This window comes from Streptomyces sp. NPDC005866, from assembly GCF_040629895.1.
In the GTDB taxonomy this organism is placed as follows: Bacteria; Actinomycetota; Actinomycetes; order Streptomycetales; family Streptomycetaceae; genus Streptomyces.
In genome coordinates this window covers 49,077-63,944 of sequence record NZ_JBEXWP010000009.1, presented here as the reverse complement: position 1 = coordinate 63,944, position 14,868 = coordinate 49,077, and the positions used below count along the sequence as shown (strand labels likewise).

Here is a 14,868-nt window from a genome sequence, read left to right as displayed (position 1 = left end):
GTCTCGGGCGCTGTGGCCGGCCGGGGCCCGTTCCGGATGAGTGGGCTAGCCGGCCGGCTCCTTGCGGCCCTCGCGTCGACGGGGCCGGACGCCGTGGGCGGCCGGGTCGCGGGCCACCGCCGCCACGGCGTCGGCGAGGCGGTCCAGGACGGCGGCGGCCTGTTCGTCGGTGATGGTCAGCGGTGGGAGGAGTCGTACGACGCCGGCGTGGCGGCCGCCGAGTTCGACGATCAGGCCGCGTTCCAGGCAGGCGCGCTGCACGGCGGAGGCCAGTTCGGGGGCGGCGGGGTACGGCCGGGGCCGGGGCGCACCGTCCCACCCGCTGACGGCACCGACCCGCATCTCCACCGACCCACCGGAGCCCCGGACGTCGTCGTTTCCCTCCCCCGTGGCCTCCGCCCACCCCTCCTCCGGGTCCACCAGTTCCACCCCGATCATCAGTCCCCGCCCCCGCACATCGCCCACGCACGCGAACTCCTCCTGGAGCCCGCGCAGCTGGGAAAGCATTCGGGAGCCGAGCCGGCCCGCGCGCTCGGCCAGGCCGTTCTCGCGGACATGGGCGAGGGTGGCCGTGCCGGCGGCCATGGCGAGTTGGTTGCCCCGGAAGGTGCCGGCGTGGGCGCCGGGTTCCCAGACGTCGAGGTCGTCGCGGTAGACGACGACGGCAAGGGGAAGGCTGCCGCCGATGGCCTTGGACAGGACCATCACATCGGGGGTCACGCCACTGTGTTCGACGGCCCAGAGAGCACCGGTCCTGCCCACTCCGGTCTGGATCTCGTCGGCGATCAGAGGGATGGTCCGGTCGGCGGTGAGGCTGCGCATCCGGCGGAGCCAGTCGTCCGGCGCGGGGATCACCCCGCCCTCGCCCTGGACGGGTTCGAGGATCATCCCGGCAGGCAGCGGGACGCCGGACTTGGGGTCGTCGAGGACGGACTCGGTCCAGCGGGCGGCGAGTTCGGCGCCGCCTGGGCCGCCGACGCCGAACGGGCATCGGTAGTCCTGGGGATAGGGCAGCCGGGCGACGCGGACGTCGCCGGCCCCGCCGGAGGCGGCCAGCGCGCCGGTGGTCATCCCGTGATAGGCGCCGGTGAAGGCGAGGATGCCGGTGCGGCCGGTCGCGGCCCGGACGAGTTTGAAGGCGGCCTCGACGGCGTCCGTACCGGCGGGCCCGCAGAACTGGACGCGGGCGCGGTCCGCGAGGCCGGGCGGCAGGGTGCGGAACAGTTCGGTGGTGAAGGCGTCCTTGACGGGGGTCGCCAGGTCGAGGACGGAGAGCGGGGCCCCGGAGTCGAGGACCTTGCGGATCGCCTCCAGCACGACCGGGTGGTTGTGGCCGAGCGCGAGGGTGCCGGCGCCGGAGAGGCAGTCCAGGTAGCGGCGGCCGTCGGCGCCCTCGATGGTCAGGCCGCGGGCCCGCACCGGCACGATGGGGAGGGCCCGCGCATAAGTCCGCGCCCGCGACTCGCGCGCCGACTGGCGTCTCAGGATCCCTTCGTGCACCGCGAGCGCTCCCCCGAACGTCCCCCCGGTCACCGACTCCGTCACGGCCACGGCTCGCTGTCCTCCCCGCTGTCCAGAGGCGAGTTGATCGGCGGGCACCGGGCACAGGCAGCGGGACCCCCACCGCTACCAACCCCGGACCGTCCACCGGGTTACGGGTCACTTCAAGATCCTTGCCGCGGCGTTGCCTCGCTCCCCGCAGGCGGCGGCTGACCCGTCGTCGTGATTGCTCGCGCAGCTCCCCCGCCGCCTGGGGGGCGCGAAAAGGCCCGCCCCCTCAAAAGGGGGCGGGCCTTCCGGTTGAGCCGGTCAGGCAGCGGGAGCCGGAACGTACGGCGCGAGTTCCGCCGCCAGTTCCTCGTGGACCCGGACCTTGAGCAGGGTGCCCTCCGCCGTGTGCTCCTCCGACAGCACCTCGCCCTCGTTGTGCGCGCGGGCGACCAGCTGGCCGTGGGTGTACGGGACGAGGGCCTCGATCTCGACCGACGGGCGGGGCAGCTCGTTGTCGATCAGGGCGATCAGCTCCTGGATGCCCCGGCCGGTGCGGGCCGAGACCGCGAGGGAGCGCTTCTCGTTGCGCAGCAGGCGCTGCAGGACCAGCGGGTCCGCCGCGTCCGCCTTGTTGATCACCACGATCTCGGGTACGTCGGTGGCACCGACGTCCCTGATCACCTCGCGCACCGCGGCCAGCTGCTCCTCCGGGGTCGGGTGCGAGCCGTCGACCACATGCAGGATCAGGTCGGCGTCGCCGACCTCCTCCATGGTGGAGCGGAACGCCTCGACCAGGTGGTGCGGCAGGTGCCGGACAAAACCGACGGTGTCCGTCAGCGTGTACAGGCGGCCGCTCGGGGTCTCCGCGCGGCGGACGGTCGGGTCCAGGGTCGCGAACAGGGCGTTCTCGACCAGGACGCCGGCGCCGGTGAGGCGGTTGAGCAGGGAGGACTTGCCGGCGTTGGTGTAGCCCGCGATGGCGACGGACGGCACCTTGTTGCGGCGGCGTTCCTGGCGCTTGATCTCGCGGCCGGTCTTCATCTCCGCGATCTCCCGGCGCATCTTCGCCATCTTCTCGCGGATCCGCCGCCGGTCCGTCTCGATCTTGGTCTCACCGGGACCACGTGTGGCCAGGCCACCGCGACCGCCACCCATCTGCCGGGACAGGGACTGACCCCAGCCTCGCAGTCGCGGCAGCATGTACTGCATCTGCGCGAGCGCGACCTGCGCCTTGCCCTCTCGGGACTTGGCGTGCTGGGCGAAGATGTCCAGGATCAGGGCGGTCCGGTCGATGACCTTGACCTTGACGACGTCCTCCAGCTGGATCAGCTGGCCCGGGCTCAGCTCACCGTCGCAAATGACGGTGTCCGCGCCCGTTTCGAGGACGATGTCGCGCAGCTCCAGGGCCTTGCCGGAGCCGATGTAGGTTGCCGCGTCGGGCTTGTCGCGGCGCTGGATGACACCGTCGAGCACCAGCGCGCCCGCCGTCTCGGCGAGGGCGGCCAGCTCCGCGAGGGAGTTGTCCGCGTCCTGCGCGGTGCCCGTGGTCCACACCCCGACCAGCACGACCCGCTCCAATCGGAGCTGTCGGTACTCGACCTCGGTGACATCCTCGAGCTCGGTGGAGAGGCCGGCGACGCGGCGCAGGGCCGCGCGCTCGGAGCGGTCGAACTGGTCGCCGTCCCACTCTCCGTCGATCTCGTGGCTCCAGGCGACGTCCTCTTCCATCAGGGCATCGGCCCGAAGACCGTCGGGGTAGTCCTGCGCGAGGCGCCTGGTGTCCTGGGAAGGGGAAGAAGAGGAGGTCATTGGGTCCTTACGTCGTTGGGATTGCCTAAATAGGCGTTCACTTGCTCAACGTACGAGTACCCCGGGACATTCCCCGACCCGTACCGCGCCGAACCCCTTGATGGTCGCACGGTAAGCCCGGTCCCGGCACGGTGTTATTCCCGGGGCCGCCCGGCCGTCACCTTCTTGGCATGCTTGGCCGGGGCCGGGACCTGCTTCCAGTCCGGGTGGCCGGGCATCGGCGGGGTCTTCTCGCCGTACAGCCAGGCGTTGAAGAAGCCGGTGAGGTCGCGGTTGGCGATCGCGGAGGCCAGCTGGACGAAGTCGGCGGTGGTGGCGGTGGCGTCCTGGTGGCGCTGCACCCAGATCCGCTCCAGGCGCTCGAAGGCGGGCTTGCCGATCTCCTGGCGCAGGGCGTAGAGGGCGAGGGCGGCGCCGTCGTAGATGTTGGGACGGAAGATGCTGATCTTCTGGCCGGGCTCGGGGGGCTTGGGCAGGGCGGGCGGCCCGCCGGCGGCGCGCCAGCGGTCCGAGGCGCCGTAGGCGGCCTTCATCCGGTCGATCATGGGCTTGTGGCCCTTCTCCTCCCCGTACAGCGCCTCGTACCAGGTGGCGTGCCCCTCGTTCAGCCACACGTCCGACCAGACGCGCGGGCTGACGCTGTCGCCGAACCACTGGTGGGACAGCTCGTGCACCATGATCGACTCGAGGTACCACTTGGGATACGCGGGTTCGGTGAACAGGTTCTTCTCGAAGAGGGAGAGGGTCTGGGTCTCCAGCTCGAAGCCGGTGGACGCCTGTGCCATGAGCACGCCGTACGTCTCGAAGGGGTACGTCCCGACCTTGCTCTCCAGCCAGGCGATCTGGTCTGGGGTCTTGGCCAGCCAGGGTTCGAGTTTCTTGGCGTCGGCGCTCGGGACGACGTCCCGGACGGGCAGGCCGTGCGGGCCGGTGCGGTGGAGTACGGCGGAGCGGCCGATGGAGACCTGCGCGAGCTCGGTGGCCATGGGGTGCTGGGTGCGGTATGTCCAGGTGGTCTGGGGGCCGATCCGGGCGGACTCGGTGGGCAGCCCATTGGCGACGACCGTGTAGCCGTTCGGGGCGCTGATGCGGAAGGTGAACATCGCCTTGTCGGACGGGTGGTCGTTGCACGGAAAGACCAGGTGGGCTGCGTCGGCCTGGTTGGCCATGGCGAGCCCGTCGGCGGTGCGCACCCAGCCGCCGTCCTGGCCCTTGGCGGCCACCGGGTCACTGGTGTGCTTCACGGTGATCCGCGTCCAGCTGCCCTGCCGCAGCGGCTTGTCCGGTGTGACGACCAGGTCCTCACCGGCGCTGTCGAAGGCGGCGGACCGGCCGTCCACCTCGACGGACTCGACCTTGCCGTGCGCGAAGTCCAGGTTGACCCGGTCCAGGTCGGCGGTGGTCCAGGCGTCGATGGTGGTGACGGCCTGGAGCGGCGTGTCGTTGCTGCCGGGATAGGTGAGGGAGAGGTCGTACGACACCACGTCGTACCCCGGGTTGCCGAGGTACGGGAAGATCCGGTCACCGAGGCCCAGCGGGACCGGCGGGGCGCTCGCGCCGAGCAGGGCGACGGAGACGGCGGACGCGAGGAGGGCGGCATGCCGGCGCCGCGGCCGGCGGGTGCGGAGGGTGAGCGACATGGACCACCGCTACCAGCGCACTCCCGGCTCATGACGACGACGCGCGCCTGATCCACTCGAACGAGTCGACGCGATGGGGACCCCCGGGCGAGCGAGGCCGGGCGTCGGGGAGGCGGCGACTGACGGCAACGCCGCTTGGGGTACCCCCCTGTGGCTGGGGCGTGCCGGACCACGCGTCTGGGAGTGATCCGAAAGACGGGCCCTGACTCACTGGTGTTGCGCTCGGTCGACGTCGTACACCCCGGCCACGTTGCGCATCGCGCGCATCAGGGCGGGCAGGTGGGCCGCGTCGGGGAGCTCGACGGTGTAGGTGTGGCGGACGCGCTGCTGGCTGGGCGGTTCCACGGTCGCCGAGACGATCTCGGCGCCCTCCTGGGCCATCGCCTCGGTGAGGTCGGCGAGCAGATGGGGGCGGCCGAACGATTCGGCGACCAGGGTGACCCGGCAGGCGGTGCTGTCGCCCCAGCTCACGGCGACCTCCGGGCGTCCGGTGCCCTTCATGTGCGCCACCGAGGCGCACGCCACGCGGTGCACGGTGACCACTCCCCCGCGCACGGCGAAGCCGGTGACCTCGTCGGGCGGTACGGGGGTACAGCAGCCGGCCAGCCGTACGGTCGCGTCGGGCCGGTCGACGACCACGGCGCTTGCGGTACGGGGGATGGGGGCCTGGGCTTCGGGGATGGGGCGCGCGGGCACGGCCGCGGGGGCGTGGAGCTCTTCGGCGCTGTCCGGATGGGTGGCGAGCCAGCGCTGGATGGCGATGCGGGCGGCGGGCGTGTGGGCGTGCTCCAGCCACTCCCGGGAGGGTTCGGAGGCCGGGTCCTGGCCCATCAGCAGCTGGACGGTGTCACCGTCCGTGAGGACGGTGCTGAGGGTGGCGAGGCGGCCGTTGACCCGGGCGCCGATGCAGGCGTGCGCGTCCTCGCCGTACTGGGCGTAGGCGGCGTCGACGCAGGTGGCGCCCTCGGGGAGGCCTAGGGTGCCGCCGTCGGGGCGGAAGACGGTGATCTCGCGGTCCTGGGCGAGGTCCTCACGGAGGGTGGACCAGAAGGTGTCGGTGTCGGGCGCGGCCTTCTGCCAGTCGAGGAGGCGGGAGAGCCAGCCGGGGCGGGTCGGGTCGGCGCGCTCGCCGTCGGCGGGGGCGTCGGAGGCGGGCGCGTCGGCGTCCGGGGCGTAGGGGTTGCCCAGGGCGACGACGCCGGCCTCGGCGACCTTGTGCATCTGGTGGGTGCGGATGAGGACTTCGGCGACCTGCCCGTCGGCGCGGGCGACCGCCGTGTGGAGCGACTGGTAGAGGTTGAACTTCGGTACGGCGATGAAGTCCTTGAACTCCGAGACGACCGGGGTCATACAGGTGTGCAGTTCGCCGAGGACGGCGTAACAGTCCGCGTCCTCGTTGACCAGCACCAGCAGCCGGCCGAAGTCGGCGCCGCGCAGTTCGCCGCGTTTGCGGCTGACGCGGTGGACGGAGACGAAGTGCCGGGGCCGGATGAGGACTTCGGCGGGGATGTCGGCCTCGCGCAGTACCCCGCGCACCTCGTCGGAGATCTCGGCGAGGGGGTCGTCCGCGCGGGCCGCGTTCTCGGCGATCAACTCCCGTGTGTGCTCGTACTCCTCGGGGTGCAGGATCGCGAAGACCAGGTCCTCCAACTCGGTCTTCAGCGCCTGCACGCCGAGCCGTTCGGCGAGCGGGATGAGGACGTCGCGGGTGACATTGGCGATGCGTTCCTGTTTCTCGGGGCGCATCACGCCGAGGGTGCGCATGTTGTGGAGCCGGTCGGCGAGCTTGATAGACATCACGCGGACGTCGCTGCCGGTGGCGACGAGCATCTTCCGGAACGTCTCGGGTTCGGCGGCGGCCCCGTAGTCGACCTTCTCGAGTTTCGTCACCCCGTCGACCAGATAACGGACCTCCTCGCCGAACTGTTCCCGCACCTGGTCGAGGGTCACATCGGTGTCCTCGACGGTGTCGTGGAGCAGAGAAGCCGTCAGGGTCGTGGTCTCGGCGCCGAGTTCGGCGAGGATCAGGGTGACCGCGAGGGGGTGGGTGATGTACGGCTCGCCGCTCTTGCGCATCTGACCGCGGTGCGAGGACTCGGCCAGCACGTACGCGCGGCGCAGGGGTTCGAGGTCGGCGTCGGGGTAGTGGGCGCGGTGCGCCTCGACGACATGGCCGATGGCGTCCGGGAGTTTGCCGCGGGCGGCGTTGCCGAGCAGCGCGGCCCGGCCGAGCCGGCGCAGGTCGATCCGGGCGCGGGCCTTCCTGCGGGCCGCTGTGGGCGCTACAGGTCCGGGCGTCGCAGGGTTCGTGGCCTCCGCACTCATGGGCACCTCCGGCTCGTCGACCGGCGGACGGGGTCCCAGGGCATAAACGGCTCAGGGAATGGTGAGATTCCCCCGTCCGCGCCGGTGCTTGATGCTATCGAGCCCAACACGCCCGACTGACCGCCTCTCGCCCAGCGTGAAACGGATCACCCATTCGAGCGACGATTTGGAGGTTTACGATTTTGCGCCACCTGTTCGGGGGGTGGCCGCCGTTTCTCGCCACGGGGAGTAACACAAGCCGTGGTTCCGGGTGTTGTACGACGTCCCGGACCACGGTTCGTGACGTTCGGCCCGCTCAGCGGGCGGCGTTTTCCAGCCATGCGGCGTCGATCTCGCCTTCGGCCACGATCACCGCGGGGCCGGTCATCTCGATCTCGCCGTCGGGTCGTTCGGTGATGACGAGCCGTCCGCCGGGCACGTCCACGGTGTACGTCGCCGGGGTGCCGGTGACGGCGGGGTCGGCGCCGTCACGGCGTGCGGTGGCCACGGCGACCGCGCAGGCGCCGGTTCCGCAGGAGCGGGTCTCGCCGGAGCCGCGCTCGTGCACGCGCATCGCGACGTGGCGGGGGCCGCGGTCGACGACGAACTCGACGTTGACCCCTTCGGGGTAGGCCGACGGCGGGCTGAAGGGGGGCGAGCTGTAGAGGTCGCCGGCGTCGGCGAGGTCCTCGACGAAGGCGACGGCGTGCGGGTTGCCCATGTTCACGTTCCGCGCGGGCCAGGTGCGGTCGCCGACGCTCACGGTGACATCGCTCTCGGGGAGGCGGGCGCGACCCATGCCGACGGTGACGTCACCGTCCTTGGCGAGGTGGACGCTCTTCACGCCGCCACGCGTGGCGATGGCGAGGTCGCCCCCCGTGACGTGACCGGCGTGCTGGAGATAGCGGGCGAAGACACGGACGCCGTTGCCGCACATCTCGGCGATCGAGCCGTCGCCGTTGCGGTAGTCCATGAACCACTCCGCGTCGGCGGCCATCCCCTTGGCCTCGGGGTGCGCGGCGGACCGGACGACGCGCAGCACGCCGTCGGCGCCTAGGCCGGCGCGGCGGTCGCAGAGGGCGGCTACGGCGGCGGGGGTGAGGTCCAGGGCGTTCTCGGGGTCCGGGACGATCACGAAGTCGTTCTCGGTGCCGTGGCCCTTGAGGAAGGGGATGCGCATTCTTCGATCGTAGAGGAAGAGGGTGCGGTGCTCTTGGCCGCGGGCCGGGGGGGGCTGGGCGCGCGCCCACGCGGCGGAGCCGGACATCGATGACGCGGCGGAGCCGCGTACAGATCACACGACTGAGCCACATGTCGGTACGGCCCCGCGCCCGCTGTGGGACGCGCCACCCCGGGGCGTCTCTCAGCGGAGTCGGGCCACTCGCCAGACGGCCAGGACGACCACGATCGCCACCAGGACCACGTAGCCGATCACCACGCGCCAGTCGGGCCTGCGGCCCGAGCCCTTCGGCGGGAGGCCCGGCCACGTGTAACCGACCCGGCGAGCCGCCATCATTCCCCAGCCCGCCGCGCAGGAGCAGATCAGCAGGCCCAGCATGGCGATCACCGCGCCGCTGTCGCCGAAGACGAAAGCCAGGGGGAAGGCGAACATCAGGGAGCCCACCGCGGCCAGCCCCACGATGGGGGCCAGCTGCCACAGGCGCAGACGGCGCTGCGGGCGGAGCTCGACCTCGACCTCGGGGCCGCTGGTGAACATCTCCTCCGGCTCGGGGCCGTCGGCGGTCACGCCGCCACCCACCGTGTCGTCCGGACCGTCCGGCGTCAGTCGGTCCTCGCCCTCTTCCGGATCACCCGGTTCCAGAGCGACGTGCTCGGTGTCTCGTGCGGTGTCGCGAGGGCCGGCCTCCATCGCCACGCGCCCTCCCAACTAGGACTCCACTTGCGATCGAAGCTCGATGATGGCACGGCGCCGGAGGCCTCGATGACCGGTGGCGCATCCCGATGCCATGACGTGATCAGGCTGTGACCGGTCGTTCGAGCAACGCCAGGGCCAGCTGCGGAAGTTCCTCTCGGTCCGCCGCGGCCCCACTCAACCAGTGCACCCGGGGGTCGCGCCTGAACCATGAATCCTGGCGGCGCGCGAAGCGCTTGGTGGCACGGACGGTCTCCGCCCGCGCTTCCGCTTCCGTGCACTCCCCGGCGAGCGCCGTGAGGACCTGCTGGTAGCCGAGCGCACGCGACGCCGTACGGCCCTCGCGCAGCCCGTGCGCCTCCAGTGCGCGCACCTCCTCCACGAGCCCGGCCTCCCACATCCGGTCGACGCGCAGCGCGATGCGCTCGTCGAGCTCGGGGCGGGCCACGTCGACGCCGATCTGGACGGTGTCGTAGACCGAGTCATGGCCCGGGAGGTTGGCGGTGAAGGGCTGGCCGGTGATCTCGATCACCTCCAGGGCCCTGACGATACGGCGTCCGTTGCCGGGCAGGATGGCGCGTCCGGCCTCGGGGTCGGCGGCGCACAGCCGGGCGTGCAGGGCGCCTGAGCCGCGCAGCGCGAGTTCCCCCTCCAGGCGGGCCCTGACCTCGGGGTCGGTGCCGGGGAACTCCAGGTTGTCGACGGCACCGCGGATGTAGAGCCCGGAGCCGCCGACCAGGATCGGCCAGCGGCCCTCGGCAAGCAGGGCGTCGATACGGGCGCGGGCGAGTCGCTGGTACTCGGCGACGGAGGCCGTGACGGTCACGTCCCAGATGTCGAGCAGGTGGTGCGGGACGCCGGCGCGCTCCTCGGGCGTCAGCTTGGCGGTGCCGATGTCCATCCCCCGGTACAGCTGCATGGAGTCGGCGTTGACGACCTCACCGCCGAGCCGCTGGGCCAGGAAGACGCCGAGGTCGGACTTACCGGCCGCGGTGGGGCCTACGACGGCGATGACACGGGGGGCGGGGGGTTCGCTGCTCACCGCACCAGTCTCGCAAACCTCGGAGGCGGGTCTCGAACGAGTTACGTGACAGTCCGTGTCCGGCTTCGTTGCCCGTTGCGAGGTTCCCGCCGCCGACGAGAGGCGGTGACCGGGGTGGCGCAAACGGACGCACCGGGTCACGCGGGATTTCGCTCACACGAGTAACGTATGGAGTGGACATGGGCGTTTTGGCACGATTCCTCGGGAAGAAGTCGAAGGCGACGGAGGAGCCGGGCACCGAGGCACCGGCCGGTTCCGAGCCGGACGGGTCGGAAGCGGAGAACGCCGCGGAGGAGGCGGCCGGGGCGACGGCGGCGAAGGGACCGGGCGAGGACGACGGCGGGAGCGCGGAGGCGCGGACGGAACCGGAACCCCTCGCGGTCGCCGGCAACGAGAGCACCGAGATCCCCAAGCAGCAGTCCGCCAAGGAGGCCGCCGACAACGAGGCAGGCGAAGGCGCCCGCACATAGCGGCCCGTGAGGGAAGCCATAGGGAAGGTAGCCATGGGTCTTTTGGACAATTTGAGGGCCAAGCTCGCCCCGGCCAAGGACCGGGTCTCTGACCTCGCGCACCAGCACGAGGACAAGATCGACAAGCTCCAGCACGGCATCGACAAGGCCGCGCGGGTCGTCGACGAGAAGACCAAGGGCAAGTACAGCGACAAGATCCAGACGGGTACGGGCAGGGCCAAGGACGCCATGGACCGGTTTGTGCACCCGGACGCGACGGGCGGTACCGCGTCGACCGACCCCGCCACCCCGACCCGCCCGGAGGGCCCGCCGCCGGCTTCCTGAGCCGGGCGGACCACGAAGATCGGCGGACGGCCGAGAGTCACCCGACTCCCGGAGGTCCGCCGTTTCGCGACACGGTCAGGACCAGGTCGCCACGAGGTAGCAGACGCCGTACGGCGCCTCGTCGTAGAGCAGCGCCCCGTCGAGGCCCGCGTCCTCGGCCGCGCCGGCCAGGACCTGCCAGGGAGCCCGGCCGGCGGCTTTGAGCTGGTACGCCAGCTCGGCGTTGAGGGCCTTGATCGCCGCGATGTCGGCCGTGCCGAGCGCGCGGGCAGCCTCGGCGTCGAAGGGGGCCGCCCGCTCGTCGAGGTAGCCCGGCGCCTTGAGGGTGCGGCAGGCACTGGCGTCGCCCATGACCAGCATCGCCACCCGCGGGGCCCGGCCGGCGATCTCCCGGCCGGTCCGGACGCACCGCTCGGCCTCCAGGGGCTCGCCCACGCCGAGCCCCTCGATCGGCGCGTCGGCCCAGCCGGTGCGCTCCAGCAGCCAGGCGCCGACGGCGAGCGAGGCCGGCAGCTCCCGCTCACCGGCCTCGCCGCCTCCCAGCCGTACGTCGACGTCGACGCCGAAGCCGCGGAAGGAGCCCCGGCTGCCCTGCGGGAACACGCCCCGCTCGGGCTTCTCGGCGGGCCCGACCACCACCAGCAGGTCGGGCCGCGCGGCGGCGAGCACGCCCAGCGCGTCGGCACACGCGGCACGGGCCGCGTCCAGCTCGGGGGCCGCGCCCGCGGCGACCTCGGGGACGAGGACCGGCGGGCAGGGGCAGACTGCTGCGGCGACAAGCACGACCGGCAGCCTACTGCCGGTACTCGGCCGCCGAATCGGTACTCCACGCCAGTTCCGCCAGGCGGTAGAGCACGCGGTGCGTGGACATCATGCCTTCGATGTGCACGTAGTACGCGTCCCCGTCCCCCATCCGGTACACGTCACGGCGCTGCTGGCGCAGGCCCATGCGCGGACGGTGGGTACAGGCGAACTCATACAGAGTGGCCCGGGCCTGTTCCGGGGTGGCCTCGAAGCGAGCGGCCTCCTCGACCTTGTACTGGTCCCCGTAGCCGAACTGCACGACAACCACCCAGCGCGCCATGCTCCGTCCCCCGGCTCCTGATCGACCTGAGGAGTATGGCCTGCGCTCAGTGCGCCGCGCAGCCCCCCGTCGCCACCGGCAGCGGCTCCGGCACCCCGATCTTCGGCAGCCCCAGCAGCACGCCCGCCGGCTTGGCCGCCTCGGCGGCGTTGCGCTTCTCCCAGGCGTCACCCGCGCGGGTCCGGCGTACGTCGAGTACGGCGCCCTCGGCGAGGAGGTGGTGCGGAGCGGCGTATGTGATCTCGACCGTGACGACGTCGCCGGGGCGGACCTCCTGGTCGGGCTTGGTGAAGTGGACCAGGCGGTTGTCGGGGGCACGGCCGGAGAGGCGGTGGGTGGCGCCGTCCTTGCGGCCCTCGCCCTCGGCGACCATCAGCTCCAGGGTGCGGCCGATCTGCTTCTTGTTCTCGTCCCAGGAGATCTCCTCCTGGAGGGCGACGAGACGCTCGTAACGCGCCTGGACGACCTCCTTGGGGATCTGGTTGTCCATGGTGGCGGCCGGGGTGCCGGGCCGCTTGGAGTACTGGAAGGTGAAGGCCTGGGTGAAGCGGGCCTCGCGGACCACCTGCAGGGTCTGCTCGAAGTCCTCCCCCGTCTCGCCCGGGAAGCCCACGATGATGTCGGTGGTGATCGCTGCGTGCGGGATGGCGGCGCGCACCTTTTCAATGATCCCGAGGTAGCGGTCCTGCCGGTACGAGCGGCGCATCGCCTTCAGGACGGTGTCCGAGCCGGACTGGAGCGGCATGTGGAGCTGGGGCATGACGTTCGGGGTGTCCGCCATGGCCGCGATCACGTCGTCCGTGAAGTCGCGGGGGTGCGGGGACGTGAACCGCACCCGCTCCAGACCCTCGATGTTCCCGCAGGCGCGCAGCAGCTTGCTGAAGGCCTCGCGGTCGCCGATGTCGGAGCCGTACGCGTTGACGTTCTGCCCGAGCAGCGTGATCTCGGAGACGCCCTCGCCGACCAGGGCCTCGATCTCGGCGAGGATGTCGCCGGTGCGGCGGTCCTTCTCCTTGCCGCGCAGGGCCGGGACGATGCAGAAGGTGCAGGTGTTGTTGCAGCCGACGGAGATCGACACCCAGGCCGCGTACGCGCTCTCGCGCCGGGTCGGCAGCGTGGAGGGGAACGCCTCCAGCGACTCGGCGATCTCGACCTGCGCCTCTTCCTGGACCCGGGCGCGCTCCAGCAGGACCGGCAGCTTGCCGATGTTGTGCGTGCCGAAGACGACGTCGACCCAGGGGGCCTTCTTCACGATGGTGTCGCGGTCCTTCTGGGCGAGGCAGCCGCCGACCGCGATCTGCATCCCGGGGCGCTTCGTCTTCATCGGGGCGAGGCGGCCGAGGTTGCCGTAGAGGCGGTTGTCGGCGTTCTCCCGGACGGCGCAGGTGTTGAAGACGACGACGTCGGCGTCGCCGTCGGAGCCCTCGGGGGCGCGTACGTAGCCCGCCTCCTCCAGCAGCCCGGACAATCGCTCGGAGTCATGGACGTTCATCTGGCACCCGTAGGTGCGGATTTCATAGGTTTTAGATGAACGAATGTCCACTGCCGGGCTCCGGTCGCTGCTGCTGGTCATGGGTCAAGGGTAGGCGTTGTGCTTGGCGCCCTGTCCCCACACGTCCGGAGCCCGGCCTCGCCGAGGGTGCGGGCGACTGCTTCGTCAGCTTCGTCCCACGCATGGGGCGGTCGGGCCAGGCGGTGTGGTCGCCGCCGCCGATCACGCGAACACGGTGACGCTGCTTCGCCTCCTGACGTGGCCGGTCCGGCAGAGGGGCGGGCGATGCCCGTGGACGGCGTGCGGGGACCGAGGCGCGTAAAGGCCGCCGTGTGCGTGTTTCTGCCGTGGCCCGAGGGGCGGGCGGCGATCCGTGCGGGCGTAGGCCGGCGCCGCCCTCGCCGGGCTCAGAGCCGTGGCGGGCCGGCCGCGGTGATGGCCGAGGCCACGTCGTCGTTGGCGTGGCCGGACGCGATCGCTTCGTCCCAGCGCTTCAGCAGAGCTTCGGTGAGAGGCAGTTCGATCCCCCGGTGGTCGGCGGCCGCCAGGGCGAGGGCCGCGTCCTTGCCCGCGTGGTGCAGCGGGAAGCCCGGCGCGAAGTCGCGCTCGACCATGGCACGCCCCTTGGCCGTCGCGTAGGCGGATCCCAGCGGGCTCTCGTCGAGGGTGCCGAGCACCAGAACCGGATCCAGCCCCAGCGCGTTGATCAGGCTGACGGTCTCGGCCATGCCTTCCACCAGAACGGCGAGCCAGTTGTTCAGCACGAGCTTGAAGCGGCTGCCGTCGCCGAGGCGGTCCAGCCACAGCGTCCGGTGGCCCAGCGCGTCGAACAACGGCTGTACGCGGGGGCGCAGTGCCGGATTCCCGGAGGCGAGGACGAGCAGCTCGCCCCGTTCCGCGGGCTCGGAACTCCCGGAGACGGGGGCGTCGACGAACGCGGCGGTCCCCTCGGCCAGTTCCGCCAGGCGCCGAGTGGCGTGGACGCCGATCGTGCTCATCTGGATCCAGACCGCGTCCGGACCGAGCGCGGTCAGGGCGCCGTCGGCACCGGTCATCGCGCTCTCCACGGCGGCGCCGTCGGTGAGCATGGTGATCAGGAACTCGGCCTCCGCGGCCGCCCCGGCCGGGGTGCCGGCGACCCGCGCACCCCGGCCGGCGAGTGCCTCGGCCTTCTGCCGGGTCCGGTTCCACACCGTCACGTCGAACCCGGCGCGCAGCAGACTGCGCGCGATGGGGGCGCCCATCACACCCGTGCCGAGAACGGCGACCCGGGCCCTTTCTGTCCTTGTCCGTTCGGTCATCACACACTCTCCGGAGGAGGTCCGGCGACCGGGGTGGC

13 protein-coding genes are annotated in these 14,868 nt (G+C 71.8%); 2 read left to right on the top strand and 11 right to left on the bottom strand.

Annotation, left to right across the window (positions count from 1 at the left end; all coding sequences use genetic code 11):
- Positions 1–45: 45 nt before the first annotated feature.
- The 7 genes from ABZ396_RS15575 to miaA all read right to left on the bottom strand — a co-directional run bounded on the left by ABZ396_RS15575 (position 46) and on the right by miaA (position 10,159).
- A complete protein-coding gene (locus tag ABZ396_RS15575; RefSeq protein ID WP_358920159.1) occupies positions 46–1,551 on the bottom strand; it encodes a diaminobutyrate--2-oxoglutarate transaminase family protein in 1,506 nt (501 codons plus the stop codon).
- Between the two features lie 258 nt (positions 1,552–1,809).
- Complete coding sequence (hflX, locus tag ABZ396_RS15570) at positions 1,810–3,300, bottom strand: GTPase HflX (protein ID WP_358920157.1); 1,491 nt, start codon at positions 3,298–3,300, stop codon at positions 1,810–1,812.
- A gap of 134 nt (positions 3,301–3,434) precedes the next feature.
- The gene (locus tag ABZ396_RS15565) at positions 3,435–4,940 is read right to left on the bottom strand and encodes a M1 family metallopeptidase (protein ID WP_358920155.1); all 1,506 of its coding nucleotides are present in this window, start codon (positions 4,938–4,940) and stop codon (positions 3,435–3,437) included.
- Between the two features lie 207 nt (positions 4,941–5,147).
- Positions 5,148–7,265: an HD domain-containing protein gene (locus tag ABZ396_RS15560; protein ID WP_358920154.1), complete on the bottom strand. Its 2,118-nt coding sequence runs from the start codon at positions 7,263–7,265 to the stop codon at positions 5,148–5,150.
- Positions 7,266–7,560: 295 nt separating this feature from the next.
- Positions 7,561–8,424: a diaminopimelate epimerase gene (gene dapF / locus ABZ396_RS15555; protein ID WP_358920152.1), complete on the bottom strand. Its 864-nt coding sequence runs from the start codon at positions 8,422–8,424 to the stop codon at positions 7,561–7,563.
- A 183-nt stretch (positions 8,425–8,607) separates the two neighbouring features.
- A complete protein-coding gene (locus ABZ396_RS15550) occupies positions 8,608–9,114 on the bottom strand; it encodes a hypothetical protein (RefSeq protein ID WP_358920229.1) in 507 nt (168 codons plus the stop codon).
- A 106-nt stretch (positions 9,115–9,220) separates the two neighbouring features.
- A complete protein-coding gene (gene miaA, locus ABZ396_RS15545) occupies positions 9,221–10,159 on the bottom strand; it encodes a tRNA (adenosine(37)-N6)-dimethylallyltransferase MiaA (protein ID WP_358920151.1) in 939 nt (312 codons plus the stop codon).
- Positions 10,160–10,338: 179 nt separating this feature from the next.
- On the opposite strand from miaA, the gene ABZ396_RS15540 reads away from it, so the two are divergent.
- Positions 10,339–10,629: a hypothetical protein gene (locus tag ABZ396_RS15540; RefSeq protein ID WP_358920149.1), complete on the top strand. Its 291-nt coding sequence runs from the start codon at positions 10,339–10,341 to the stop codon at positions 10,627–10,629.
- 33 nt (positions 10,630–10,662) lie between these two features.
- Positions 10,663–10,953, top strand: a complete 291-nt coding sequence (locus ABZ396_RS15535) for an antitoxin (RefSeq protein WP_358920147.1) — start codon at positions 10,663–10,665, stop codon at positions 10,951–10,953.
- A gap of 75 nt (positions 10,954–11,028) precedes the next feature.
- On the opposite strand, the gene ABZ396_RS15530 is transcribed toward ABZ396_RS15535, so the two are convergent.
- The 4 genes from ABZ396_RS15530 to ABZ396_RS15515 all read right to left on the bottom strand — a co-directional run bounded on the left by ABZ396_RS15530 (position 11,029) and on the right by ABZ396_RS15515 (position 14,830).
- Complete coding sequence (locus ABZ396_RS15530) at positions 11,029–11,736, bottom strand: class III extradiol dioxygenase subunit B-like domain-containing protein (RefSeq protein WP_358920145.1); 708 nt, start codon at positions 11,734–11,736, stop codon at positions 11,029–11,031.
- Between the two features lie 10 nt (positions 11,737–11,746).
- On the bottom strand, positions 11,747–12,037 hold the full coding sequence (locus ABZ396_RS15525) for a hypothetical protein (RefSeq protein ID WP_358920143.1): 291 nt from the start codon (positions 12,035–12,037) through the stop codon (positions 11,747–11,749).
- 46 nt (positions 12,038–12,083) lie between these two features.
- The gene (miaB, locus tag ABZ396_RS15520) at positions 12,084–13,610 is read right to left on the bottom strand and encodes a tRNA (N6-isopentenyl adenosine(37)-C2)-methylthiotransferase MiaB (RefSeq protein WP_358920141.1); all 1,527 of its coding nucleotides are present in this window, start codon (positions 13,608–13,610) and stop codon (positions 12,084–12,086) included.
- Between the two features lie 326 nt (positions 13,611–13,936).
- On the bottom strand, positions 13,937–14,830 hold the full coding sequence (locus ABZ396_RS15515) for an NAD(P)-dependent oxidoreductase (protein WP_358920139.1): 894 nt from the start codon (positions 14,828–14,830) through the stop codon (positions 13,937–13,939).
- Positions 14,831–14,868 lie beyond the last annotated feature (38 nt).